22 protein-coding genes and 1 tRNA gene are annotated in these 22,665 nt (G+C 71.3%); 14 read left to right on the top strand and 9 right to left on the bottom strand.

The features are described 5' to 3' along the window. Window positions 1-15 precede the first annotated feature (15 nt). Window positions 16-1,860 carry a glutamine--fructose-6-phosphate transaminase (isomerizing) gene (glmS, locus tag ABZ562_RS06300; protein WP_361474778.1) on the top strand — a complete coding sequence of 615 codons (1,845 nt, stop codon included), beginning with the start codon at window positions 16-18 and terminating at the stop codon, window positions 1,858-1,860. A gap of 412 nt (window positions 1,861-2,272) precedes the next feature. Here the strand turns inward: glmS and ABZ562_RS06295 are convergent, their stop codons facing one another. Further along, on the bottom strand, window positions 2,273-2,794 hold the full coding sequence (locus ABZ562_RS06295; protein WP_055552630.1) for a universal stress protein: 522 nt from the start codon (window positions 2,792-2,794) through the stop codon (window positions 2,273-2,275). A gap of 566 nt (window positions 2,795-3,360) precedes the next feature. Between ABZ562_RS06295 and ABZ562_RS06290 the strand changes: the two genes are divergently transcribed. The 4 genes from ABZ562_RS06290 to ABZ562_RS06275 all read left to right on the top strand — a co-directional run bounded on the left by ABZ562_RS06290 (window position 3,361) and on the right by ABZ562_RS06275 (window position 6,277). Further along, the gene (locus ABZ562_RS06290) at window positions 3,361-3,690 is read left to right on the top strand and encodes a hypothetical protein (protein ID WP_361474776.1); all 330 of its coding nucleotides are present in this window, start codon (window positions 3,361-3,363) and stop codon (window positions 3,688-3,690) included. Window positions 3,691-4,177: 487 nt separating this feature from the next. Next, window positions 4,178-5,497, top strand: coding sequence for a helix-turn-helix domain-containing protein (locus ABZ562_RS06285; protein ID WP_361474774.1), 1,320 nt, complete (start codon window positions 4,178-4,180; stop codon window positions 5,495-5,497). Window positions 5,498-5,502: 5 nt separating this feature from the next. Then, window positions 5,503-6,111, top strand: coding sequence for an oligoribonuclease (orn, locus tag ABZ562_RS06280; RefSeq protein WP_361474772.1), 609 nt, complete (start codon window positions 5,503-5,505; stop codon window positions 6,109-6,111). Between the two features lie 93 nt (window positions 6,112-6,204). Then, window positions 6,205-6,277 (top strand) — tRNA-His (locus ABZ562_RS06275). An 86-nt stretch (window positions 6,278-6,363) separates the two neighbouring features. Here ABZ562_RS06275 and ABZ562_RS06270 read toward each other — a convergent pair. Then, a complete protein-coding gene (locus tag ABZ562_RS06270) occupies window positions 6,364-6,903 on the bottom strand; it encodes a GNAT family N-acetyltransferase (RefSeq protein ID WP_361474770.1) in 540 nt (179 codons plus the stop codon). Continuing rightward, window positions 6,888-7,877 carry a hypothetical protein gene (locus ABZ562_RS06265; RefSeq protein WP_361474768.1) on the bottom strand — a complete coding sequence of 330 codons (990 nt, stop codon included), beginning with the start codon at window positions 7,875-7,877 and terminating at the stop codon, window positions 6,888-6,890. The genes ABZ562_RS06270 and ABZ562_RS06265 overlap by 16 nt, the downstream gene beginning before the upstream one ends. A 431-nt stretch (window positions 7,878-8,308) precedes the next feature. Here ABZ562_RS06265 and ABZ562_RS06260 point away from each other — a divergent pair, with 431 nt between their 5' ends. The 3 genes from ABZ562_RS06260 to ABZ562_RS06250 all read left to right on the top strand — a co-directional run bounded on the left by ABZ562_RS06260 (window position 8,309) and on the right by ABZ562_RS06250 (window position 10,248). Next, window positions 8,309-8,725: an ATP-binding protein gene (locus ABZ562_RS06260; protein WP_361474766.1), complete on the top strand. Its 417-nt coding sequence runs from the start codon at window positions 8,309-8,311 to the stop codon at window positions 8,723-8,725. Between the two features lie 402 nt (window positions 8,726-9,127). Beyond that, window positions 9,128-10,009, top strand: a complete 882-nt coding sequence (locus ABZ562_RS06255) for a methyltransferase domain-containing protein (protein WP_361474764.1) — start codon at window positions 9,128-9,130, stop codon at window positions 10,007-10,009. After that, entirely contained in the window at window positions 9,964-10,248 is a 285-nt protein-coding gene (locus ABZ562_RS06250; protein ID WP_361474762.1) for a hypothetical protein, read from the top strand. The genes ABZ562_RS06255 and ABZ562_RS06250 overlap by 46 nt, the downstream gene beginning before the upstream one ends. 88 nt (window positions 10,249-10,336) lie before the next feature. Here the strand turns inward: ABZ562_RS06250 and ABZ562_RS06245 are convergent, their stop codons facing one another. The 4 genes from ABZ562_RS06245 to ABZ562_RS06230 form a co-directional block, all read right to left on the bottom strand. Next, window positions 10,337-10,621 carry a hypothetical protein gene (locus ABZ562_RS06245; RefSeq protein WP_361474760.1) on the bottom strand — a complete coding sequence of 95 codons (285 nt, stop codon included), beginning with the start codon at window positions 10,619-10,621 and terminating at the stop codon, window positions 10,337-10,339. Window positions 10,622-10,712: 91 nt separating this feature from the next. Then, window positions 10,713-11,336, bottom strand: coding sequence for a histidine phosphatase family protein (locus ABZ562_RS06240; protein ID WP_361474758.1), 624 nt, complete (start codon window positions 11,334-11,336; stop codon window positions 10,713-10,715). Window positions 11,337-11,489: 153 nt separating this feature from the next. Beyond that, window positions 11,490-11,723: a hypothetical protein gene (locus ABZ562_RS06235; RefSeq protein WP_361474756.1), complete on the bottom strand. Its 234-nt coding sequence runs from the start codon at window positions 11,721-11,723 to the stop codon at window positions 11,490-11,492. 130 nt (window positions 11,724-11,853) lie between these two features. After that, on the bottom strand, window positions 11,854-12,603 hold the full coding sequence (locus tag ABZ562_RS06230) for a Clp protease N-terminal domain-containing protein (RefSeq protein WP_361474754.1): 750 nt from the start codon (window positions 12,601-12,603) through the stop codon (window positions 11,854-11,856). An 85-nt stretch (window positions 12,604-12,688) separates the two neighbouring features. On the opposite strand from ABZ562_RS06230, the gene ABZ562_RS06225 reads away from it, so the two are divergent. Beyond that, complete coding sequence (locus ABZ562_RS06225) at window positions 12,689-13,261, top strand: TetR/AcrR family transcriptional regulator (protein ID WP_361474752.1); 573 nt, start codon at window positions 12,689-12,691, stop codon at window positions 13,259-13,261. Further along, the gene (locus tag ABZ562_RS06220; RefSeq protein WP_361474750.1) at window positions 13,258-14,682 is read left to right on the top strand and encodes an MFS transporter; all 1,425 of its coding nucleotides are present in this window, start codon (window positions 13,258-13,260) and stop codon (window positions 14,680-14,682) included. Before ABZ562_RS06225 ends, ABZ562_RS06220 begins: the two co-directional genes overlap by 4 nt. Here the strand turns inward: ABZ562_RS06220 and ABZ562_RS06215 are convergent. Then, a complete protein-coding gene (locus ABZ562_RS06215) occupies window positions 14,627-14,899 on the bottom strand; it encodes a hypothetical protein (protein WP_361474748.1) in 273 nt (90 codons plus the stop codon). The two genes, ABZ562_RS06220 and ABZ562_RS06215, sit on opposite strands and share 56 nt — an antisense overlap. 100 nt (window positions 14,900-14,999) lie before the next feature. Here ABZ562_RS06215 and ABZ562_RS06210 point away from each other — a divergent pair, with 100 nt between their 5' ends. The 4 genes from ABZ562_RS06210 (at window position 15,000) to ABZ562_RS06195 (ending at window position 19,514) form a co-directional block, all read left to right on the top strand. Continuing rightward, the gene (locus tag ABZ562_RS06210; RefSeq protein ID WP_361474746.1) at window positions 15,000-16,535 is read left to right on the top strand and encodes a N,N-dimethylformamidase beta subunit family domain-containing protein; all 1,536 of its coding nucleotides are present in this window, start codon (window positions 15,000-15,002) and stop codon (window positions 16,533-16,535) included. 105 nt (window positions 16,536-16,640) lie between these two features. Further along, window positions 16,641-18,050 carry a hypothetical protein gene (locus ABZ562_RS06205; protein WP_361474744.1) on the top strand — a complete coding sequence of 470 codons (1,410 nt, stop codon included), beginning with the start codon at window positions 16,641-16,643 and terminating at the stop codon, window positions 18,048-18,050. Window positions 18,051-18,204: 154 nt separating this feature from the next. Then, window positions 18,205-18,534, top strand: a complete 330-nt coding sequence (locus ABZ562_RS06200) for a hypothetical protein (protein ID WP_361474742.1) — start codon at window positions 18,205-18,207, stop codon at window positions 18,532-18,534. Next, window positions 18,531-19,514: a glycosyltransferase family A protein gene (locus ABZ562_RS06195; RefSeq protein WP_361474740.1), complete on the top strand. Its 984-nt coding sequence runs from the start codon at window positions 18,531-18,533 to the stop codon at window positions 19,512-19,514. Before ABZ562_RS06200 ends, ABZ562_RS06195 begins: the two co-directional genes overlap by 4 nt. Before the next feature lie 21 nt (window positions 19,515-19,535). Here the strand turns inward: ABZ562_RS06195 and ABZ562_RS06190 are convergent, their stop codons facing one another. Next, window positions 19,536-22,430 carry a glycoside hydrolase family 48 protein gene (locus tag ABZ562_RS06190; protein WP_361474738.1) on the bottom strand — a complete coding sequence of 965 codons (2,895 nt, stop codon included), beginning with the start codon at window positions 22,428-22,430 and terminating at the stop codon, window positions 19,536-19,538. Window positions 22,431-22,665: the final 235 nt, after the last annotated feature.

The following is a 22,665-nucleotide window of genomic DNA, read 5'->3' as shown; positions in this document are numbered from 1 at the left end:
GAGGGCCTGAACACCATGTGCGGAATCGTCGGCTACATCGGAAAACGCGACGTGGCACCGCTGCTGCTGGAGGGGCTGCAGCGGCTGGAGTACCGCGGTTACGACTCCGCGGGCATCGCGGTCCAGGCCAAGCCGGGCAAGGGCGCACAGAACGGGCAGTCCGCCGCCGGGCTGAAGACCGCCAAGGCCAAGGGCCGGGTCCGCGATCTGGAGGCCAGGCTGCCCAAGCGCTTCGCGGGCACCGCCGGTATCGCGCACACCCGCTGGGCCACCCACGGCGCGCCCAACGACATCAACGCCCATCCGCACCTCGACGCGGACGGCAAGGTCGCGATCGTCCACAACGGCATCATCGACAACGCCGCCGACCTGCGCGCCAAGCTCGCCGCCGACGGCGTGGAGCTGGTCTCCGACACCGACTCCGAGGTCCTCGCCCACCTCATCGGCCGCTCGCAGGCGACCACCCTGGAGGAGAAGGTCCGCCACGCGCTCGCCCTGGTCGAGGGCACGTACGGCATCGCCGTGCTGCACGCGGACTTCCCGGACCGCATCGTCGTCGCCCGCAACGGCTCCCCCGTCGTGCTGGGCATCGGCGAGAAGGAGATGTTCGTCGCCTCGGACGTCGCCGCCCTGGTCAGCCACACCCGCCAGGTGATCACCCTGGACGACGGCGAGATGGCCACCATCAAGGCCGACGACTACCGCACCTACACCACCGAGGGCAGCCGCACCGCCCCCTCGCCGACGACGGTGGAGTGGGAGGCCGAGTCGTACGACATGGGCGGCCATGACACGTACATGCACAAGGAGATCCACGAGCAGGTCGACGCCGTGGACCGGGTGCTGCGCGGCCGGATCGACGACCGCTTCTCCACCGTCCGGCTGGGCGGGCTGAACCTGGACGCCCGCGAGGCGCGCGGCGTCCGCCGGGTGAAGATCCTCGGCTGCGGTTCGGCGTACCACACGGGCCTGATCGGCGCGCAGCTGATCGAGGAGCTGGCCCGCATCCCCGCGGACGCCGAGCCCGCGAGCGAGTTCCGCTACCGCAACCCGGTCGTGGACCCGGACACCCTCTACATCGCGGTCAGCCAGTCCGGCGAGACGTACGACACGCTGGCCGCCGTCCAGGAGCTGAAGCGCAAGGGCGCGCGGGTGCTGGGCGTCGTCAACGTCGTGGGCAGCGCGATCGCGCGCGAGACGGACGGCGGGGTGTACGTCCACGCGGGGCCGGAGGTGTGCGTCGTCTCCACCAAGTGCTTCACCAACACCGCCGTCGCCTTCGCCCTGCTCGCCCTCCACCTCGGCCGGATCCGCGATCTGTCGGTCGCCGACGGCAAGCGGATCATCGCGGGGCTGCGCAAGCTGCCCGAGCAGATCGCCGAGGTGCTGCGCGGCGAGGAAGAGATCAAGAAGCTCGCCGCGGAATACGCGAATGCAAAGAGCATGATGTTCGTCGGACGGGTGCGCGGCTACCCGGTGGCGCGCGAGGCGTCCCTGAAGCTGAAGGAGGTCTCCTACGTCCACGCCGAGGCGTACCCGGCCTCGGAGCTGAAGCACGGACCGCTCGCGCTCATCGAGCCCGAGGTGCCCACCGTCGCGGTCCTCCCGGACGACGACCTGCTGGAGAAGAACCGCGCGACGCTGGAGGAGATCAAGGCCCGCAGCGGCCGGATCCTCGCCGTCGCGCACCGGGAGCAGGAGAAGGCGGACCACACGATCGTGGTACCGCGCAACGAGGTCGAGCTGGACCCGATCCTGATGGGCATCCCGCTGCAACTGCTGGCCTACCACACGGCGCTGGCGCTCGGCCGGGACATCGACAAGCCGCGCAACCTGGCGAAGTCGGTGACCGTGGAGTGACCTCCGGCTGACCCCGGCTGCCCCTGGATTCGGCGGTCCCCCGCGTGTGCCACCACGCACGCGGGGGCCGCCCCTGGGCCGGCGTCGCCCTTACGCCGGCGCTGGCCACCGCGCGGGAACCGTCACTTCCCGCCCGGCGCCACGCCGAACGGTTTATGCCCCGCACACGTGCCCAATTCACCTCTACGCACGGGTAGTTTCCGCGGGTGTCAAGACGGTCTTGGGACCATCTCGGCTGCGGGGAAAGGGAGTTGAGGCTGTCCAGTTCTGAACGTCCGGCCGCGGCGGTGCCCGCCCGGAGGTTTCAGCGCGGGACCACTGGAGAAAAGCTCGGGGCCCACAACCGGGCCCGGGCCCGGGGGATGCTCAGCGGATGGACCGGGGGATGGACCGGAGGATGCCGAGGGGATGCTCAGGGGATGACGATCACGGGCCGCTGCGCGCGGCGCGCGAGCCGTCCCGCGACCGAGCCGAAGATCCGTCCCACCAGCCCGTGCGTGGAGCCGACCACGATCGCGTCGGCCGCGTACTCCCGGCCGACCTCCTCCAGCTCATGACAGATGTCGCCGCCCCGCTCGACGAGGATCCACGGCACCTCGGTGAGGTGATCGGCGCAGGCCAGTTCAAGGCCCAGCACCTCGGTGCGGTGATCGGGAACGTCGACGAAGACGGGGGGCTCACAGCCCGCCCAGACGGTTGTCGGCAGCCGGTTGGCCACATGGACGATGATCAGACCTGAGCCGGAGCGCCGGGCCATGCCGATGGCGTAGGCGAGGGCGCGCTCGCTCGATGTGGAACCGTCGAATCCGACCACGACGCCGTGCTGGAAGGCGGGATCGCAGGAATGACGTGTTTCTTCCGCCGCTTGGGGGTGCGCCAGGTGATCGGCGACCCGCTTGCGGTCCGCGGGTTCGGGGATTTCGTGACCGGCCATCGGTGTCTCGGCGAAGGGTGTCCTCGTGCGGAGGGATACGGCGGGGGCTCAGGTTGAAGTTGGCGGGGGACTAGAGCTCCGCTAGAGCTCGAGACGAGTATCGAACGAAGAAAATCCGTCCGGGATTCATCTTTCCAAGCCCTTACCCTCCAGGGTACGGCGCCATTCCTCGCCCGCCCAGAGGTGGCCCCGGCAGCGGAGCGGCCGAAGCGTTCCCCGGAGCATGCCGGAGGGCGGCCCGTAACGCAATGCCCCAAGTGGTCCCGACTCGGGCCGCGCCGACCCCTCGCATACGCCGCGCGGACGCCCGGCAGTGACCTGTCGGCAGGCCGGACGTTGTAGTAGCCGCGGAGCGATCACCTCCGTACGGAACGGGCCCGGACGGTCCGTACCGGCCGCCGTCACGACCTCCCCGCGGGGCCCTCCCGGACGCCGGGAACGACCCGTGTTCGAGCCCCGCTCCACCGCTCTTCCAGCGTCCGCCGACCCGCCCTCTGCTCACCCGTCAACCGTCCGTCCACCCGCCCGTCCCCCCGTTCGTCCACCGCGCGAGAGGAGCCGCCACCGTGCCAGGCATCCGTGAGTACGACGCCCCCGGCAGCGCCCCCGGGCACTCCCCCGGCCGGGGCCCCGGCCGGGACCCGGTGAACGAGGTCGTCCGCTGGTCCGCCTTCGGCTGCGCCGTGGTCCCCGCCGTCCTCCTGCTCTGCGGATCACCCCTGAGCGGCGCGGCGGGCGCCGCCCTGGGCCTCGGCGCCGTGACCGCCGCCAGCCACTCCTTTCTGCGCTACTACGAACGCGCGGCCGCCCGGCTGGGCGGCGGTGCGGCGAGCCCGCACCGGGGGCGGCACGGGCGCACCGGGATCGGGACGCACCGGGGCGGCCGGCGGAGCTGACGCCGGGGCCGGGGCGGCGCGCCCCGGAGGGGACCCGGACGGCTCCGTACGCGTGCCACGTCGTACTCCGTACGGACAACCGCGACGCGGGATGAGCCGGTCGTACGCCGGTCGAAGGACCCGTCCGCACGTCTGCGCCCGCTGGTTTTCAGCCAACTTCGCAACGCAGTTCTTCCCTTGGCAAACGCCATGCTCAACCCCCTTCCGGCCAGCGTGGAAAGGGGTACGAGCCACCCGTACCCCCTACGGGAAGTGGGCGCTAGCAGGAGGCCCACTTCACAGCGAGGGCTACGAGTGCAACGCTTCGTGATCGAATGCTTCGCGCCAAGTTGTCATGTCGACATAGTGGCGGGTGGTGAACTGGTCACGGCGACCACACGCGACACAGTAGATTCGATCTTGGCCATGACCGGCGGGGGAACCGTTCAGGACCGAGGGGAAACGTGCAGGACCGAGAGGACGCGACCACCGAGGGGGGCTTAGAGCCATGAGCCAGGACTCCACGACCGTACCGGAGACCTCGCGCAAGCTCTCCGGACGCCGGCGACGAGAAATCGTCGCGGTGCTGCTGTTCAGCGGCGGACCGATCTTCGAAAGCTCCATCCCGCTCTCCGTCTTCGGTATCGACCGGCAGGACGCCGGTGTCCCTCGGTACCGATTGCTGGTGTGCGCGGGCGAAGATGTGCCACTGCGAACGACTGGCGGACTGGAACTGACCGCACCGTACGGCCTGGAGGCGCTGTCCCGGGCCGGAACCGTCGTCGTACCGGCCTGGCGGTCGATCACCCAACCGCCACCGGCCGCCGCGCTCGACGCGCTACGGCGCGCGCACGAGGAGGGCGCGCGCATCGTGGGCCTGTGCACCGGGGCCTTCGTACTGGCCGCCGCGGGGCTGCTCGACGGCCGCCCGGCGACCACGCACTGGATGTACGCGCCGACGCTCGCCAAGCGCTACCCATCCGTCCACGTGGATCCGCGTGAGCTGTTCGTGGACGACGGCGACGTACTGACCTCGGCGGGCACCGCCGCCGGGATCGACCTGTGCCTGCACATCGTGCGCACCGACCACGGCGCGGACGCCGCGGGGGCCCTGGCCCGCCGGCTCGTCGTGCCACCGCGCCGCAGCGGAGGGCAGGAGCGCTACCTGGACAGGTCGTTACCAGAGGAGATCGGCGCGGATCCGCTCGCCGAGGTCGTGGCGTGGGCGCTCGAGCATCTGCACGAGCAGTTCGACGTCGAGGCCCTGGCCGCCCGCGCCTATATGAGCCGACGCACCTTCGACCGCCGGTTCCGGTCGCTCACTGGGAGCGCTCCACTGCAGTGGCTGATCACCCAGCGGGTGCTGCAGGCCCAGCGGCTCCTGGAGACCTCCGACTACTCGGTCGACGAGGTCGCCGGGCGCTGCGGCTTCCGGTCCCCGGTCGCGCTGCGCGGGCACTTCCGGCGGCAGCTGGGGTCCTCCCCGGCCGCCTACCGGGCCGCGTACCGGGCCCGCAGACCCCAGGGCGGCGCCCCGGACCGCGTCCCGGACCGGCTGGAGCGGGCCGAGCGGCTCGGCGGCGGCGACCGCACCGAGGTGCTCGAACAGCGCGCCGGGGAGCACACCATGCCGCTGCGCCGGCCCGGAGGCCCCGTCACCCATACGGGACACCACCATCACCCTCCGCACCCGCCGCATCCACCGGGCGGTACGGAACCGGGCAAGCCGGAATCCGATGCGTACGCCCCTCGCCTGCCCGAGCAGGCCACGGGTCGCGCCCCGGGCCGTCCGACCCTGCCCGGCCAGCGGGAACGCCCCGTAGGGTGAGACGCATGAACGATCGCATGGTGTGGATCGACTGCGAGATGACCGGGCTCTCGCTGATCGACGACGCGCTCATCGAGGTGGCCGCGCTGGTCACGGACTCCGAGCTGAACATCCTGGGCGACGGAGTGGACATCGTTGTCCGGCCGCCCGCCGAGGCGCTGACCACCATGCCCGAGGTGGTGCGGGAGATGCACACGGCCTCCGGGCTGCTCGCGGAGCTGGACGACGGGACCACGCTGGCGGATGCCGAGGCGCGGGTCCTGGCGTACATCCGCGAGCACGTCCCGGACGCCGGCAAGGCCCCGCTGTGCGGAAACTCGGTCTCCACCGACCGCGGTTTCCTCCTGCGGGACATGCCGACGCTCGAGGCGTACCTCCACTACCGGATCGTCGACGTCTCCTCGATCAAGGAGCTGGCCCGCCGCTGGTATCCGCGGGCCTACTTCAACAGTCCGAAGAAGAACGGCAATCACCGCGCACTCGCCGACATCCACGAGTCGATCGCCGAACTGCGCTACTACCGGGAGGCCGTCTTCGTCCCCCAGCCCGGCCCGGACTCGGACACGGCGAAGTCCATCGCGGCCCGCCACGTCCTGCCCGCCCGGCAGCCGTAGCGACTCGCTCCCGGCACGCGTGACAGCCGGGAGCGAGCACCCCCGCCGAGCCTGTATACTTTTTCTCGGCCGGTGCGGAAAGCACCGGTCATGGTGGGTATAGCTCAGCTGGTAGAGCACCTGGTTGTGGTCCAGGATGTCGCGGGTTCAAGTCCCGTTACTCACCCTCTGCGGAGCGGCCGCTGACCTGCGAAAACAGGTCAGCGGCCGCTTTCGTCCCCGGTCAGGACGCCGGGCAGCCGTCTGAAGGCCCTACCCCAGCGGCAGCTCCGCGAGCATGACCGCGAAGACCGGAGAGTCCGGGAAGGGCTGGTCCTCGCCCACCTTACGGAAGCCCCAGGACTCGTACAGCGCCTGCACCCGGGGGTGCTCCGTGTCGACCAGCAGAACCACAAGGTCCTCGTCCCGCTTTTCCAGCAGCGCGCGGGTCAGTCGCTCGGCCACGCCCTGCTTCCGCCACGCCGGGATGACGGCCAGCTCGGAGTACGAGAAAGTCAGATCCTTCTCCGGCGCCGGGTCGAGGTGCTCGCGCCACCACTCGCGACCGGGGGTGCCCGGGGCGCCGTAGGCGAAGCCCACTGCCTTGTCGCCGTCGAACGCGATCACGCAGGCGAACCCCGGACGGCCGCCCCAGTGGTCCACGAACCAGGGGAAACGCTGATTGAACTCGTCCTCCATCGCGTCCCCCTCAGCGATGGCGTGCAGGTCGATCAGCGTCTGACGGATCTCCGGGAGATCGACGTGGGTGAAGTGGCGGACGTTCAGATCGGCGGCGCTCAAGCTCGGCTCCATTCGGTTCGGTAGCGGTCGCCCCACTCCCGGGCGACGCTCGCGTCTGGGGCAAGGGTGATCAGGTCCCGGTAGTAGTCGCCGAGGAGGGAGCGCATGCGTCCGGGGATGGGGTGCCCGGCCATCATCGTGAAGACCGTGGAAGCCGTGGCGCACGTCTGGTCGATGTCCCGCTGGTGGAGCTGGGCCAGGGCGAGTCGTGCGGTGGCCAGGGCGCGGTTGCGGCGGAACTCCTTCGGGATACCCGCCAGGGCCCGGTGGGAGGCGGCCTCGGCCTCCGCGGGTTCGCCGATCTTGTCCCGCACGATGGCTGTGAGGGCCAGCAGCTCGCCAGGTCCGTAGAAGGCGGTCCAGCTCGGCCGGGGATCATCCAGGGACGCATTGCCCAGCGCCTCCTGGGCGCATCCGAGGGAGCGTAAGGCGGCCTGCCGTTCGCCCAGGTTGGAGTGGCCGAGTGCCGTCCGGGCGTGGGCCAGAGAGGCATAGAACGGGTCCCGCCGGGCGATGGCCGTCGCCTGGGCCGCATGACCGGAGTCGACGGCCTCGGCATACGCACCACGGTGGTGGGCGAGAATGGAGTACATGTTCCAGGCATCCAGCTCGGCGACGGAGTCCTTGGCCATCCCGGCCAGATAGAGCGACCGGTCCAGCAGGCTCTGTGCCCGATTGGTCCGCTTCGCGTCGATTGCGGACCAATCAGCCATGGACGTGTAGTCGGCGGCCACGCTGAACAGCCGCCGGCGGATGCGCTGGGAGGCGCCCAGCTTCTGCTTCTCCAGCGCCTCGGCCGCCCCGGCCAGGGCCGTGCGCTCCAGTTCGTCGTGGCCTCCTCGTGTGGCATCCAGCGCCACCAGGGCATCCACACCGGAACGGAGCCGGATCACGTCGGAGGTGCCTACGGAGTGCTGTGCGACGAGGGGTACGACGACCGCGGCCGTCGTACCGGTGGTTGCGGTCAGGAAGTGCCTGCGCCTCACGGGCTCCTCCGGTTCTGTGGCGGAACGCTTTCGGGCCGGTCGGACGAATCCCAGTTCTTCGGTGGTACATCCGGATACTGCCTCTAACGCCGCCCGCTGCCGAGAGTGCGGCCAGCCGGTTTTCCGGTCAGCCAATGACGGACCGTCCGGTCGCTCACCGTGCCCTCGTAGCCATGCGGATCAGGTGAGTGTTCACCGCGTCGGCCAACTCGTTCTGCGTGAGCCCGCTCTCGCGCATGGCGTTGATGAGGCGTTCGCTCCCCTCCATGTACCCAAAGTAGCCACTCAAGCTCCCTCGGTGAGGAGGGTCGGCCGATAATTTCCGCGTGGGCGATTTGCATATCCGGGTGGCATTTCCTCCACCGGCCCGGCGGTTGGTCGTTCACTCGGGCAAGGCCGTTCACTTCGCACTCGCCGAGGTCCTGTTGACCGTGACCGCCACACCTCGCCCCAAGGGGCACCCCGGATACTCCGAAGTCCTGCCACGCGTGCCGGAGAGCGCTGAAGTCGCCCGTCGCCTGGTACGTGCCGCACTGGCCGCGTGGGGTCAGGAGGAACTGATCGAAGACGCCGCGCTGGTCGTCACCGAGCTGGTGTCCAACGCGGTCCGTCACGCCCCCCTCAGCGTGATCCGGGTCATCGTCACCCGGCCCACCGACACGTTGATCCGCGTCGGCGTAGTGGACCGGGCCCACAGCGTTCCCCTCTTGCGAACGGACTCCAACGGTGACGACACCAGGGGCCGGGGCCTCCTGCTGGTCGAGGCGTACACGGACCAGTGGGGAACGGAGGTGTACCCCTGGGGCAAGCAGGTCTGGGGCGAGCTGAAGTGCAAGGGCGGGTCATGAAGGGTTTGGGTGGGCGATCGGGTCCACGACGAGGACACCGGCCGGGACGCGGTCGTCTCGGACGTACGCGGGGGGAAAGACATACATCCTCCGGGCACTCGCCGGGGGCACGGAGTGGACCTCGGAATGCCCCGAGCGACTGACGGTGATCGTGCCACGCAGAGAACAGGCACGCGGGCCTGCGGTGCCGACGCCGCGTGCTGCCGCCAGGCGCGCGCACCCTGCGGGCCGCCCATCTGAAGCCTCCGTACGCCCTGCCACGGACCCCGGGCCGGCGTCACCATGGACGCTCACACCCGACGACGGAGGGGACCAAGCCGTGGGGAAGCACGAGAAGCCCCCGCCGGGCAATTCCGATGGGCAGGTGCCGCCGCCGCAGCCCGGGAACGGGACGCACCGGAAGTGATCGATCAAGAGGAGCTGCGCGCCGCGTTGGATGCCGCCATGGACCAGCGCGGCGCGTGGCCCGGACGGTCCCCATGGATCCGTGCTGCCGTCGCGGCCACGCCGCGGCACGCCTTCGCGCCGGACCGGCTCTGGCGCTGGACCGGCCGGGCGTACGTGCCCATCGACCGCGGTACCGCCTTCGAGGAGTGGGCGGGCGAGGTGTACGGGTCGCCGGATACGGCCGCGGTCACCGAGATCGGCGGTGGCGTGCCGTCCTCCAGTCTGTCCGCGCAGGGCATCGTGGTCGACATGCTCGACTCCCTGCTCTTGGAGCCCGGTCAGCGGGTGCTGGAGCTGGGTACCGGTACCGGTACCGCTTGGAACGCGGCGCTGCTCGCCCGGCGGGCGGGCTCCGTGGTCAGCGTCGAGGTGGACCCCACGTTGGCGGCGGCCGCAGGCGAGCGGCTCAAGCGGTGCGGCGCGGACGTGGACGTGCGAGTGGCCGACGGCGCCACGGGCTGGCCGGAGGCTGCGCCGTACGATCGGATGATCGCCACCTACGCGGTCGACCGCATCCCGTGGGCATGGGTCGAGCAGACCCGGCCGGGCGGCCGGATCGTCATGCCCTGGGGGCGGCTGGGGCACGTCGCGCTCACCGTCGCCGACGACGGCCGGTCGGCGCGCGGATGGGTGCAGGGCCTGGCCACGTTCATGCTCGCCCGGGGCACGGACACCAGCCGACCCTTCGAGCGGGTACGCGGGGCCGCGCCGCGCGAGGACGAGCGGCCGTTCACAGGGACGTGGCGCCCCTTCGCGACGGCTGGCACCTGCGGTTCGCCCTGCGTGTCACCGTGCCGGACGTACAGATCACCACCGGCAAGGACGACGACGGGCTGAACGCCTGGCTCCACGACGGCTCGACGTCGTGGGCGATGCTCGCCGCGGTCGGCGACGGCACCACGGTGGCCTGCCAAGGCGGGCCCCGGCGCCTGGCGGACGAGGTGGAGCGGGCCTGGGACTGGTGGCTGGCCGAGGAGGGTCCCGAGCTGTACGACTTCGGCCTGACGGTGACGCCTGACCGGCAGTACGCATGGTGCCGGGACCCGGAGACGGGCCCACGCTGGCCGGCCGCGTAACGCCCGCACGCCGCCGAGCAGGGGCCGACCGCACCAGCGGTACCGCGAAGGGCTGGCCTGACAGGGCAGGTCAGCCCTTCGTGGTGCCCTACGCGGTGCCTGCCATCTGCCGCTGCCGTTCCCCGTCGGCGTGCGCCTTGCCCATCAGCGAGCCCTCTTCCTGCTCGTAGTGGGACAGCGCGAGGCCGAGGCCGAAGAGGGTGGGCGCCCACTCCCCGACGAAGATGCCCCACCGGTCGGCCCGGTCCAGGCCCCGGCCGGGCTCGGCGCGGAGCGAAGCAGTCCACGTCAGCACGGACAGTCCGATGGAGGTGACGGCGGCGGTGTAGGCGTGCTCGCTGCGCAGGCCCATGTCGTGCAGCTTCTTGATCACGGCGGTGCTCCTCCGGGAGGTTCCCCCCTCCGGTCCCCCCTTGGGTGCCCAGGTCCGCGCGAGTGACACAGCCCGGATGTGCCTGCCGGGGTCAGCCGCGCCCGGCCGGTCGGCCGACCGGCTCGGTGCCCCAGTGCGTGACGGCCCAGCCGTGGCGGGGGTCGCCCTCCAGGGTCACGACCTGGGTGTTCTCCAGGGGGTTCCGGGCGGCGTAGGCGGAGTCGAGGTTGCGGGCCCGGGCGGCGGTCCAGGTGCGGATGGCCGCGCCGTGGCTGATGACGGTGACGCTCTCCGCTCCCGACGCGGCGATCTCCTCGATCACCTCGTCGTAGTGGGCCAGGGCCTCCTCGCCCGTGTGTCCTCCGGGCATCCGCAGATCCGTCTGGCCGGCGGCCCAGGCCATGACCGTCTTGAGGTAGAGCTGCACGGACTCGGCGTCCTTGCGCATCTCCAGGTCACCGGCGATCAGTTCGCGCACGCCCTCGCGGACGACGACCTCCAGGCCGCGGGCGCGGGCGAGGGGCGCCGCCGTCTGCTGTGCGCGGCGCAGCGGGGACGCGTACAGGGCGTCGATCCGTTCGTCCGCGAGGCGTTCCACCAGCCCCTCCGCCTGCTGCTGCCCCAGCGCGGTGAGTTCCGCGCCCGGCATGTCGGTGTCGAGGGCGTGGATGACGTTGGACGTGGTCTGACCATGGCGGACGAGCAGGAGACGCATGTGCGGCGGGCGTCCTCTCGGGGAGCGGGCACGGGGAACGGCGCCCGGTCACGGAGGCCGGGGCGCCGTCCTCATCGTCGCTCAGCGGGTCCGGGGAGGGAACACGCGGCGGGGTCGCGCACCTCACACCGCACGGGCCGCCGCGCGCCCGCCTCAGCCGTCGGCCGGGGCCGGGTGCCGCACGGCCTTCTTCACCGCGGACTCCAGCGCGGCGCGGCTGAGCCCCGCTTCCCGGGCGTGCTCGGTGACGGCGGCCTGCACGGTGACCGCGGCGTCGTACCAGTGCTTCCACTGGGTCTCGCGTTCGGTGTCCGCGAGTCCGGTCAGCTTGGCGTGCTCGGTGTCCGCGGCCTGCTGGAGGGCGATGAGTCTGTCGGGGATGTCCACGCGTTGGATCATAAGTCCGACGCTTCGGGCGTATGTGCGTACCTCTCGGCCTACGCCGCCCGTACGACCCGTTCGGCGGCCGGGGTGCCGACTGCCCCGCGGGCGCGGGGCAGCCGGGTCGCACAGGGGATTACGCCTCCTTCTCGGGGAAGGCCGTCTGGATCTGCTCCAGCATCCGGGCGAGGGTCGCCTCGACACCGGCCTTGTCGATGCCGAGGTCAGCGAGGACGCCGGAGCCGTCCTCGTGCTCGAGGAGGGCCAGCAGGATGTGCTCGGTGCCGATGTAGTTGTGGCCCAGGCGCAGGGCCTCGCGGAAGGTGAGTTCGAGGACCTTCTTGGCGCCCGCGTCGAAGGGGACGAGCGCGGGCATGGAGTCGGCGGCGGGCGGGAGGGTGGCGGTGGCGGCCTGGCGGACGGCGTCCAGCTGGACGCCCTGGGCGACGATCGCCTTGGCGGCCAAGCCCTCGGGCTCGGCCAGGAGGCCGAGGACGAGGTGGGCCGGGAGGATCTCGGCGTTGGTGGCGGCGCGGGCCTCGTTCTGGGCGGAGACCACCACGTTCCGGGCGCGCGGAGTGTAGCGGGTGAAGCCCTGGCTGGGGTCGAGGTCCGGCGCGGCGGATCCCTTGGGGACGAAGCGCTTCTGGGCCGCCTGCCGGGTGACCCCCATGCACTTGCCGATGTCCGTCCAGGACGCGCCCGAGCGGCGGGCCTGGTCGACGAAGTGACCGATCAGGTGGTCGGCCACCTCGCCGAGGTGATCAGCGGCCAGGACGGCGTCGGTGAGCTGCTCCAGTGCGTCCGTGTGGACCTTCTTGATGGCCTCGATCAGATCGTCGAGGCGTACGGGATTCGTCATGCGCTCGGGGTTCGAGTTCGTCATGTGTCAACTATGGGTTGACACTCCCCTCATGTCAACTCGCGGTTGACGATAGACAGTGTCTACTCCTCACTGGTAGACACTGCCCATGAGCGAAGAGGACACCGGCCTGCGGGCCCGACTGGTCGACGTGGGCGTCGAGTTGGTGGACCGCGAGGGCGTATCGGCCCTGTCGCTGCGCGAGATCGCGCGGCGGGCCGGGGTCTCGCACGGGGCCCCGCGGCGCTACTTCCCGACGCATCTGTCGCTGCTGTCGGCCATCGCGCGGAGGGGATTCGAAGCGCTGGCCCGGGAGGCCGCGGCGGCGGCCGAGGGCGAGGGGCGGGAGCCCCGGGAGCAGGTGGTGGCGCTGGGGCGGGTCTACCTGGAGTTCGCGCGGACCAACCGCGGCATGTTCGAGCTGATGTTCCGTCACGACCTGCTGGAGAGCAACCGGCTGGGGCTGCGGGAGACCAGCCTGCCGCTGTTCGAGGTGCTGGTGGGGCTGGTGCGCCGGGTGCGTCCCGAGGCCGAGGCGGGCGTCGTCGCGGGGGCCCTGTGGGCCAATCTGCACGGCATCGCGCAACTGCGGCAATGGGGCAGCCTCCAGCTCGCGACCGGTACGGAGGACGTCGAACCGCTGCTGCGGGCGGCGATGGACGCCCATCTGGGGGCGGTGTGACGACGCGGCAGCGGATCACCCTCGCCGGCAGCATCACCGGCGCCGTGATCGTCGCCCTCGACGGCACCGTGCTGACCGTCGTCCAGCCCGCCCTGCAGCGCGATCTGCACGCCTCGTTCGTACAGGCCCAGTGGACCAGCACGGGCTATCTCATCGCTGTCGCCGGCCTGCTGGTGTTCGCCGGGCGGCTCGGCGACCGGTACGGCCATCGCCGAGTGTTCGCCGTCGGCACGCTGGGCTTCGCCGCCGCCTCGGCGGGGATCGGGGTGGCGCCCGGCATCGGCTGGGTGATCGGACTGCGGGTCGTCCAGGGCGTGTTCGGCGCGCTGCTCCAGCCCGCCACCCTGGGGATGCTGCGCGCCGCGTATCCACGGGACCGGCTCGGGATGCCGATCGCCTTGCGCACCAGTGCCATCGGGGTGGCGGCCGCCGCGGGGCCGATCGTGGGCGGGGCGCTGGCCGCGCAGTACGGCTGGCGGTCGGTCTTCTTCCTGAGCGTGGCCCCCGCCGTCGTCGTCGGCGTACTGGCGCTCGTCGTACGCCTCCCGGCGGACGGGCCGCGCACCGGCGTGGCGCTCGACCTGCCGGGCGCCTGTCTGCTGGCGCTGGCCCTGGTGTGCCTGGTCCATACGCTCGCCGGGATACCGGAGACCGGCTGGACGGCGGCCACCGCGCTCGGGTTCCTCGCCGTGGCGGCCGCCGGGGGCGCGTTCGTACGGCACGGGCGCCGTACGCCGAGCCCGCTGGTGCCGCTCGGCGTGCTGCGCTCGGCGACGGTCGCCTCGGCGCTGGGGGTGCTGGTGACGGCGTCGGCGGCGCTGTCCGGGGCGCTGTTCGTCGGCACGTACTTCCTTCAGGACGTCCTCGCCCTGGACCCGCTGGAGAGCGGGCTGCGGGTGCTGCCGCTGGCCGCGACCATGGTGCTGGGCGCGCCGGTCTCGGCCGTCCTGCTGCGCCGGTACGGGCCGCGGCGCATGGCGGGCGCGGGGATGGTCCTCGTGGCGCTCGGCATCCTGCTCTTCTCCCGGCTCGACCGGGCGGCGACCGCCCCGGAGATCGGCGGCTGCTTCTTCGCGATCGGGGCCGGTTTCGGCACCGTGATGGTCACCGCGACGGCCGTCGTCGTGCATCACGCGTCGCTGGAGCACGCGGGGGTGGCGGGCGGGCTGCAGCAGACCGCCATGAACATCGGGCCGGCGCTGGGGGTGGCCTCCGCGACGATGCTGCTGCGGCTGCCCGGCGGCGGGGCCTTCGCCTCCGCGATGGGGCCCGCCCTGGCCGTCCTCGCGGCGGTCGCGGCGCTCGGGGCGCTGCTCGCCGCCGCCCTGCCGGGCCGCGCGCCGAGGAGCGAGCCGGTGGCGGCGCTCAGGCGGGATGCTCGCGCTTGTGGGGGTGGTGGGGCCACCACGGGGTCCAGGTGAACTTGTCGCCGCCGACCCAGCGGACCACGTCCGGGTCGTCCAGGTCGATGTCTTCGATGCCGAGCTGACGGGCGAGTCCGATGATGTCCAGGACCGAGTGCGCCTTGCCGACCAGCTCCCCCGCCACCTCCACCAGACGGTAGGGGGGTTCGCCCTCCTGGACGCCGAGCACCACCATCGTCGGCCGGGTGACGCGCGGGCTCTCGCTCTCGGTCATGGCTCCACGCTGCGGCCCGGGGAGCGTCCGCGCACCCCGCGAGGCCCCGGACGGGCGACTCCGGCTCGCCCGCCGGCGGGCGGCCCCGGACGATGGGGCCGTGGACCGAAGGCACTTCCTCGGAGCCGCCGCAGGGGCGGCCGGGGCCACGGTGGCGGGCTGTGACGCGGACCGGAAGGAACGGCCCGCGCCCAGGGCCCGTGCCTCGCGCCGCGCGCGCGAGGCGGCCGAGCGGGCCCGCCCCGGCAACCCCGACTGGCGCGTCCGGTCCCTCGGACCGGACGCCGCGGTCCAGGGGTACGCGGACCGGGTGAGCGTGGTGCCGGGCGAGGAGTTCGGGCTGTACGTATCGACGACGGCGCCCGGCTTCCGGGTCTCGGCCTACCGGGTCGGCTGGTACGGCGGGGCGCAGGCGCGGCTGGTGTGGCGCTCGGGGCGGGTCGCCGGAGTGCGGCAGGGCGCCTCGGACTTCATCACCGGCACCCGTACGGTCGTGGCGGGCTGGAGGCGGTCCCTCACCGTCGACACCACCGGCTGGCCCGAGGGCGCGTACCTGCTGCGGCTGGACGCGGACCACGGCCATCAGCGGTACGTGCCGATCGTCGTCCGCTCCCGCCGGGCGCGCGGCCGGACGCTGCTGATGCACGCGGCGGCGACGTGGCAGGCGTACAACACGTGGGGAGGGTTCAGCCTCTACCAGGGGCAGGACGGCGCGTACGGGACGCGTTCGCTGGCGGTGAGCTTCGACCGGCCGTACGCGGGCAACGGGGCCGAGAAGTTCCTGGTGTACGAGCGGGCGGCCGTGGTGCTCGCCGAGCGGCTGGGGATTCCGCTGGCGTACACCACCGGGGTGGACGTCGCCCTGGACCCGGCCGTGCTCGACGGGGCGACGGCCGTGCTCTCCCTCGGCCATGACGAGTACTGGACGCCGGAGCAGCGGGCGCACGTCACACGGGCGCGCGACGCCGGGACCAATCTGGCCTTCCTCGGCGCGAACGCCTGCTTCCGCCGCATCAGGCTCGCGCCGGGACCGGACGGGACGGCCGGGCGCACGGTGATCTGCTACAAGACCGCCTATCGCGACGACCCCTATCTGGTCGCCCACCGTGACATGGCGACCACCGACTTCCGGCTGCCCCCTGCGCCCGCTCCGGAGTCGTCGCTGATCGGCGTGATGTACGAGGGCTATCCGACGGACGCGCCCTATGTCGTCCTGGAGAGCGGCCACTGGCTGTTCGAGGGGACGGGAGTGGAGCGCGGTACCGCCTTCGACCATCTGGTGGGCGTGGAGTACGACCGGGTCACCCCGGGCGACCCCACCCCGGAGCCGCTGGAGATCATCGCCCACTCGCCGCTGGTCTGCCGGGGCAGGCACAGCCACTCCGACTCCGCGTACTACACCGTGGACAGCGGGGCGGGCGTCTTCGCGAGCGGGACGATGCGCTGGGTCGAGGCGCTGATGGCGGGGACCCGGGAGAACGGTCGCGACCACGGCATGGACGCCCGCACCCGCGTCTTCGTCACCCGCACCACCGAGAACCTGCTGCGCGCCTTCGCGGCGGGGCCGGCCGGGAAGACCCGGCCGCGGCCGAGGGACAACGTGCGCAGCGTGTACCGCGCGTCGGCCCCGGCGTGACGATCGCCAAAGGGCGCGGATCTTCCGTACGGCCGGAAAAGGGCCGAAGATCAGGTCTACGGGTGAGGGCGGTGCCCTCGGCCTGACACGAAACGGGAGGCTCCCATGCGGAGAGCGGAGAAGACCCGGCGCGGTGCGTTACGCCGCCGGATGACCTGGCCGGTGGCGGTCGCGGCGATCGTCGCCGCCGGTGCCACGCTGTTCACGGGCGCGGCCTCACAAGCCGCCGTGGCCGACAACCCCGGTGCGCTGAAGCGGCTCACCACCTCCGCGGAGCTGGCGAAGCTGACGCTCACCGAGAACACGGTGTCGCCGGACACCCTCGCCGAGCTGGACTCGCGGCTGCCCAACGTCGGCGTCGACACGGTGCTGAAGAACGCCAACCACCCCATGACCAGGACCGACGCGGGGTGCCGCGCCTCGGAGAAGGCCGCGCTGCCGATCAAGCCGCAGGCCGCCTCGGGATACTGCTTCGACGACGGTGACGCACTCACCCAGCAGTGGCTGCCGCAGTCCGTCACCTCCTCCGGGGACGCGGACGACGACGGCGTGTGGGGCACCAACAAGGTGATCCTGTCCGGCTGGACGCACAACGACCACCTCAACGAGGAGTACCCGTCCGAGCCCGACGAGGACAAGGCCCTCGCCCGGGTCGCCTTCATCGACGCCAATGACCCGGCGGCCCTGAAGTACCGCTGGGTGCTGCTCACGGTGCCGACCGAGGGCGGCGCGAACTTCGCCAAGCTGGGCTCGCACCTGGGCGGCATGGTCTGGTACGGGGACAAGCTGATCGTCACCGCGTCCAACGGCGACGCGCACGACAACGCGCTGTTCGTCTTCTCGATGAAGCACATCCTGCAGGCCACGAAGAACGGCCATGAGATCGGCAAGGTCGACGGCGGCTACTCGGCGCACGGCTACCAGTACCTGATGCCCGCCATCGGCTCGTACAGCCTGAACGGGAAGTGCTCATCGGCGAACGATGACGCGATCCCCTGCTTCGCCTCCATCTCGCTGGACCGCTCCAGCACCCCGAACCGCCTCGTGGCGAACGAGTGGTTCTCCTCGGGCGGTACGGAGCCCGCGCGGCTGTTCCGCTACGACCTCGCGCCGGTGACGAACGACATGCCGCTGGCGGTGAGCGGGGCGAAGAAGGCCGCCGCCGCGGACGCGTACGAGACGAAGGCGGTCGGCGTCCAGGGGGCGCTGTCGTACCAGAACACCTGGTACGTGCCCAGCGCGCGCGGCGGGCCCGGCCAGCACGGCATCATGTGGCGGCAGGACGGGAACGGGGCCGCCTCGACGAGCTGTTCGGGTACGAGTCCGGCCATCGCCTGCTGGGCCAAGCACTCGGAGTCCATGTCGCTGTGGTGGCAGACGAAGACCGTGTGGTCGGTGACCGAATGGGCCGCCGACGCGAACGGGAAGTGGCAGGACCCGGCGTCCAGCGGCTGGGAGGACCGGGTGGTGCCCGAACGGGTGCTGTTCTCGGTGCCGTTGTCCTCGCTGGGCTGAGCCGGAGCACGCGCCGGAAGCCGGGGCCCTGCCGGGCCAAAGTTCGCTGCTCCGGACAGGTGAAGCCTCCGGCGCTTCCGCAGCCTCCTCCCACCGGGCTCGTTGGACAGATGCCCGCGGGTGTCCCCGCGGAGAGTCCACGAGGAGGCTATTGATGAACATCGGTAAAACGGCTGCCCTGGTGACGGCGACCGCGGGGGCGGTCGCCTTCGGCGGCGGTGCCGACGCCACCGCGCTCGCTCCCGAGGCTTCCGTCCCTCCCGGCAATCACATCCAGCGGCTCACCCCCTGCGCCGTCGGCGACTGCCTCGACTTCACACGCGTCTTCGGCGACGGGAAGAGCGTGGTACAGAAGAACCAGTGCGACTCCAGCGCCAGCAGCACCGGCAATGTGGTCATCGTCCCGATCAACGGCGGGCAGTGCGCCAACATCGCCGTCGACAGCTGGTCCGCGCCGGGCGCCAGCCCCTTCGGAGACCGATGACACCGTCCACGGCCGACGTGGGCAGCGGCCCCCGGGAGACGGGTCTCCCGGGGGCCGCGGTCTCGGTGGTGATCCCCTGCCACGGCTACGCCCGCTATCTGCCGCAGGCCGTGGCCAGCGTGGTGGCCCAGACGTACGACGACTGGGAGCTGATGATCGTGGACGACGGCAGTCCGGACGACACGGCGGAGGTGGCCCGGTCACTGATCGCCCGCCATCCCGGTCGGCGGATCCGGCTGCTGCGGCAGGCCAACGCGGGGGTCTCGGCCGCCCGCAACGCCGGTATCGCGGCCACCGGTGGGCGCTACGTCCTGCCGCTGGACGCCGACGACGTGATCGCGCCGACGATGCTGGAGAAGACGGTCGCCGTGCTGGACCAGGACCCGGACATCGCGATCGCCTCCACCGACGTCTCGGCGTTCACCGATGACGAGGATCTGCCCGCGCAGGTGCTGGAGCTGCCCGCGTACCGGCCGGAACTGCTCCTCCAGCGACTGATCATGTTCTACTGCTCGCTCTACCGCCGCGAGGTGTGGGAGGCGGTCGGCGGCTACGACGAGTCCATGCGCGCCGGCGAGGACTGGGACTTCTGGATCGCCTGCGCCGAGCGCGGCTTCACCGCCCACCACCTCCACGAACCGCTGTTCGGCGCGCGCAACAAGGACGACGGGCTGCACGTGGAGGCGGCCGAGAACGACCTGGCGGTGCGGGCGCGGATCGTGGCCAACCACCCGGGGATGTTCAAGCCGGTCACCCGCGCCTGGGCGCACGCGGTGCTCGCCCCCCGGGGGCAGGCCGACGAGCGGATGCCGGACGACATCCTCACCCGGGCCGCCGACATGGACGGCTTCCTGCGGGCGGTGCTCTCGCTCCAGCGCACCGCCCGCCTCCAGCACCGTTACATCCAGCGGCTGGAGGCGGCGCTGGCCGGGCACTCCGGCGGGGCCCCCGTCCCCGGGAGCCCCGCCGTGGTGCCGTAGCCGCTGGTGGTGCCGTAGCCGCTATTCGAAGAGTTCCGCGTACGAGCCCATCGCCAGGGCGATGTCCGCCTGGGCCCAGAAGCGGTGGTACGTGAAGCTCGGCACCGCGCCGCCCTTCAGGTACGCCTCGACCTTGGACCAGGCCGGGTCGTTCTTGTAGAAGGAGCGGATCGACAGGAAGGTGGAGCTGGAGTCGATCTTGTCCCCGTTGGGCATGGTGCCGGTCCAGCCGCTGGGCACGTAGACCGGGTCGTCGAAGCGGTTGTAGTCGGCGCGGGACTCGGGCACCGCGATGCCCAGTGCGTCCTGGTAGTGGTCCCACATGCCGTCCAGCAGCGCCTTGGCGGTGTTCTTCGCCGAGGTGTCACCGGACTTGGCCGCGTAGTACGACAGCGTCTTGGCGTACGCGGCGGCCACGCCCACGTCGTTGGTGTAGTCGGCGACGGTGACGTGCAGGCCCGTGTTGGCGCCGGGGCTGGAGGCGTTCCAGGTGTCGGGCTGGCCGGACCACTGGAGGGTGGACGGGAACTGGTAGGTGCCGTCCGGGTTGATCGTGGTCTTGGACAGCGCCCACTTCACCCACTTGTCGAGCACGGTCTTGGCGCTCGCGTCACCGGTGCGGTTGTAGTACTCGGCGACGCGCTCCATGGACCACGCCTGGAAGCCGAACCACTGGTTGGACGGCGGGTCGTGGTAGACCGGCGCCTCGTCGTAGTACATGCCGTAGAAGGTCGACTTGCCCGCCGGCGGGGTGGCGTAGCGGCCCTGCCAGCTGTTGGTGGCGCCGCCCGCGATGGCGCCCTCGCTGGACTGGAGCCAGCGGTAGAACTCCAGCTGCCGCTTGAGGCTGGTGGACCAGTCGCTCGCGCCGGTCGCGGACTTGGGCTTGAGGTCGGCGTAGTTGCTCAGCGCCCAGGCCGCCATGGGGTTCTGGTAGCCGCCGTGGGCGTGGGAGGAGCCGATGCGCCAGGCCCAGCCCGCGGAGGTGTCGGTGGCGCCGCCCCAGGCGTAGTACCAGGAGAGCAGATAGCTGGAGCTGTTCTTGCCGCTGCCCGCCGGGCAGGCGGTCTCGCCGACACAGTTGCCGATCTTCTTGAAGTACTTGTCGTACATCGCGTAGCGCAGATAGTCGCCCATCTTGGCGGCCTTGGCGATGTTGCCGGAGATCTGGCTCCCCTTGCCCTGCGCCTTGGCCCACTCCGAGGCCCAGTAGGCGGCCTGGACGACGCGGGCGTCGGCGTCGGGGGCGTTGGTGAACTTCCACTGCTTGGAGTAGGAGGAGTCGCCGGTGAACAGGTCCAGGTAGCCGTTCTTGCCGCCGTACTTGAAAGCGTCACAGGTCGGCTGGGTCACGGTCTCCCAGACGGACTCCTGCGGGCCGCGCTGGAAGGTGTTGACGTAGGACGGGCCGGTGTCGGACGGGCCCGCCTCGCACTTGCCGGGCGCGTTGCCGTAGCCGTAGGTGTTGTCGACGTCCTGGATCCAGTGCATGCCGTAGATGTCGTCGGTGCCGTACGCGCTCTTCAGCTCGCCCGCGATGGGGTCCTGGCCCACGGATACGTTGCCGTCGAGCTTCGACGGATACTGCGAGGGCTGGTCCCACTCGGGCGCGTAGGTGGCGGGCTTGGAGGCGTTGTAGAAGCTGTTGGTCGGCTGGTCGGCGTGGGTGGGGATCATGTACTTCTCCATCGTGTCCCACGCGGAGTTGAACTTGGTCCAGTCGCCGGTGACCTTGCCGTACATCGCCTGGAGCCAGATCAGATAGCTGTACGCCTCGGACGTCGTCTCATGGCCCTGGTCGGGCGCCTCGACGATCAGGGTCTCCACGGAGTGGTACGGGATGCCCTCGGGCGAGAAGTAGCCCGCCGAGGGGGCGGTGATCTTGTTGTACAGCTCCAGGAAGCGGGCGTCGTACGTCTTCGCCGCGGCCAGCTGGGTGACGGTCACCTCGGCCTTGGTGTGGCCGGAGGCGGTCGCGGTGAAGGTCGCGGAGCCGGTGCCGGAGTTCGAGGCGGCAACCGTCACCTGCTGGGCGGTGTTCCAGTTGGCGGGGGTGAAGGTGAGGCTGCCGCCGGAGGAGATGGTCAGGCCCGTGTTGCCGGAGGTGCGGGCCACCGTGACCGTGACGTCGGCGGACGGCTTGATGGACAGCCGGAGGCCGAAGGTGCCGGTCTTGCCCTGCTCCACGCCGAGCTGGGTGGGGCTGGCGACCAGCGCCGGACCGGCCGCGACATGGATGCCGACGGGGCTGGACTCGGCGGACGCGCCCTGGCTGTCGTAGGCCTTGGCGTACAGCGAGAGGTCGCCCGCCGGGACGTCCGCGTAGTCGAAGCTGTACGGGGAGGTGGTGTCGGTGCCCAGCAGCTTGGTGTCGCTGTAGAACTCGACCTTGGTGATGGTCGCGCCGTCGGCGGCCGCGGCGGTGGCCGCCATCGGCACGGTGCCGCCCGTCGTGTAGACGGCGCCCGGGGAGGGGCTGGTGAGGACGGTGATCGGCGGCTGGTGGGCGCCGCGGCAGGTGACGCCGTTGACGGCGAAGGCGGTGGGCGCGGCGTTGGTGCCGCTGTAGCTGAACTGGGCGCCGGTGGTGACGTTGCCGCCGGCCGCGATGGTCGCGTTGTGGGCCGCGTTCTTGACCGTGACGGTCTTGCCGGACTGCGACCAGGTGCCGTTCCAGCCGTTGCCGAGCTTCTGGTTGCCCGCGTAGTCGTAGGTCAGGGTCCAGCCGTTGATGGCCTCGGTGCCGGGGTTGGAGATGGTGAGATCGGCGGTGAAGCCGGAGCCCCAGTCGTTGGTCTTGTAGTCGACGTTGCACTGCACGGCGGCGTCGGCATGGGCGGGGGCGGCCCCGCCGGCGGCGGTCATGGCCACGGGCAGCGCGAGGGCTGCGGCCAGCGCGGTCACCAGCCGTCTCATCCGCCGACGCGCTCCTGACAAGGGTGAGCCTCGCTGTACGCGCATGGGGGTCCTCCACGCGGGTTCGGAAATGAGGGGGGATGTGCGAACCAGTGGGAGCGCTCCCAAGCGTCCGTTCCGTCTGAGGAAGTGTCAAGTCTTTGAACAAGATGGGCCGGTCGAACGTCTTCGACCGATAAATCTGTGAACGCCTCTGTTGACATGTACGCCTCTGGCGCTACCGTCAGCTCAACCA

It is taken from the genome of Streptomyces sp. NPDC019937 (assembly GCF_040631655.1).
GTDB lineage: Bacteria > Actinomycetota > Actinomycetes > Streptomycetales > Streptomycetaceae > Streptomyces.
Note: the sequence above shows the minus strand (reverse complement) of the source record. Positions and strands in the feature narration are given on the sequence as shown.

Coding starts and splice junctions, on each gene's coding strand:
- ABZ562_RS06240 (WP_361474758.1), bottom strand. CDS start 11,336: ATGCGTCTCCTGCTCGTCCGCCATGGTCAGACCACGTCCAACGTCATC.
- ABZ562_RS06205 (WP_361474744.1), top strand. CDS start 16,641: ATGCGGAGAGCGGAGAAGACCCGGCGCGGTGCGTTACGCCGCCGGATG.
- ABZ562_RS06195 (WP_361474740.1), top strand. CDS start 18,531: ATGACACCGTCCACGGCCGACGTGGGCAGCGGCCCCCGGGAGACGGGT.
- glmS (WP_361474778.1), top strand. CDS start 16: ATGTGCGGAATCGTCGGCTACATCGGAAAACGCGACGTGGCACCGCTG.
- ABZ562_RS06200 (WP_361474742.1), top strand. CDS start 18,205: ATGAACATCGGTAAAACGGCTGCCCTGGTGACGGCGACCGCGGGGGCG.
- ABZ562_RS06215 (WP_361474748.1), bottom strand. CDS start 14,899: ATGACCGAGAGCGAGAGCCCGCGCGTCACCCGGCCGACGATGGTGGTG.
- ABZ562_RS06285 (WP_361474774.1), top strand. CDS start 4,178: ATGAGCCAGGACTCCACGACCGTACCGGAGACCTCGCGCAAGCTCTCC.
- orn (WP_361474772.1), top strand. CDS start 5,503: ATGAACGATCGCATGGTGTGGATCGACTGCGAGATGACCGGGCTCTCG.
- ABZ562_RS06270 (WP_361474770.1), bottom strand. CDS start 6,903: ATGGAGCCGAGCTTGAGCGCCGCCGATCTGAACGTCCGCCACTTCACC.
- ABZ562_RS06190 (WP_361474738.1), bottom strand. CDS start 22,430: ATGAGACGGCTGGTGACCGCGCTGGCCGCAGCCCTCGCGCTGCCCGTG.
- ABZ562_RS06295 (WP_055552630.1), bottom strand. CDS start 2,794: ATGGCCGGTCACGAAATCCCCGAACCCGCGGACCGCAAGCGGGTCGCC.
- ABZ562_RS06225 (WP_361474752.1), top strand. CDS start 12,689: ATGAGCGAAGAGGACACCGGCCTGCGGGCCCGACTGGTCGACGTGGGC.
- ABZ562_RS06230 (WP_361474754.1), bottom strand. CDS start 12,603: ATGACGAACTCGAACCCCGAGCGCATGACGAATCCCGTACGCCTCGAC.